Source organism: Kistimonas ophiarachnellae, from assembly GCF_057552235.1.
Genome location: NZ_BAAJPA010000043.1, coordinates 1 through 1,340, shown reverse-complemented (window position 1 = coordinate 1,340; position 1,340 = coordinate 1). Strand labels below are relative to the sequence as shown.

The window sequence follows — 1,340 nt, the reverse complement described above, 5'->3', positions numbered from 1 at the left end:
CACACCTTCAACATCGTGAGCCAGCCGGCAGAAGGCTCGGTAACCAACAACAATGACGGCACCTTCAGTTTCAATCCGGGCAGTGATTTTCAGGACCTGGCGGCCGGAGAAACCCGTCAAGTCACGTTTACCTATGTAGCGATTGATGATTCCGGTGAAGGGAATGCCACCAGTGAACCGGCCACGGTCACGATCACGATAACCGGTACTAATGACAAGCCCACCGCCGAAGTGGTGAGTGTCAGTGCCACGGAAGATGGTGCGGCAGTGACCGGCAATTTCAGCGCCACGGATGCCGATACTACCGATAACCACACCTTCAACATCGTGAGCCAACCGGCAGAAGGCTCGGTAACCAACAACAATGACGGCACCTTCAGCTTCAATCCGGGCAATGACTTTCAGGACCTGGCCGCGGGAGAAACCCGTCAGGTCACGTTTACCTATGTAGCGATTGATGATTCCGGTCTCGGAAACAACACCAGTGAACCGGCCACGGTCACGATCACTATCACCGGTACCAACGATAAACCGATAGCGGTGGTTGAGAGTGTCAGTGCCACGGAAGATGGTGCTGCGGTAAGGGGCAACTTTGGTGCCACGGATGCAGACACCACCGATACCCACACCTTCAATATCGTGACCCAGCCGACAGAAGGTACGGTAATCAACAACGATGACGGCACCTTCAGTTTCAATCCGGGCAGTGACTTCCAGGACCTGGCGGCTGGAGAAACCCGTCAGGTCACGTTTACCTATGTAGCGGTTGATGATTCCGGTCTCGGAAACAACACCAGTGAACCGGCGACGGTCACGATTACGATTACAGGGACTAACGACAAGCCTGCTGCCGAAGTGGTGAGTGTCAGTGCCACGGAAGATGGCGCAGCAGTGACCGGCAATTTCAGTGCCACGGATGCAGACACCACCGATACCCACACCTTCAATATCGTGACCCAGCCGACAGAAGGTACGGTAACCAACAACAATGACGGCACCTTCAGTTTCAATCCGGGCAGTGACTTCCAGGACCTGGCCGCGGGAGAAACCCGTCAGGTCACGTTTACCTATGTAGCGGTTGATGATTCCGGTGAAGGCAATGCCACCAGTGAACCCGCGACGGTCACTATCACGGTCACGGGTACGAATGATGCGCCAATCGCTGTAGCTGACACCGGCAATGCTTCTACCGTGGGTACAACAACGCTGGATGTACTTGCCAACGATACCGATGTTGACAGTGATGATACTGCGGCCAATTTCAGCCTGGATGCAGTGACCATTACCGGAATAACCGATAGCGATGGCAGCCGCACTACCAATGGTGGTTCCGTTCAAAT

General features: G+C 54.7%; 1 protein-coding gene. It reads left to right on the top strand.

The window, feature by feature from the left end:
- On the top strand, positions 1–1,340 hold a 1,340-nt coding region (locus AC27K1_RS21535), incomplete at both ends, for a VCBS domain-containing protein (RefSeq protein WP_487152851.1).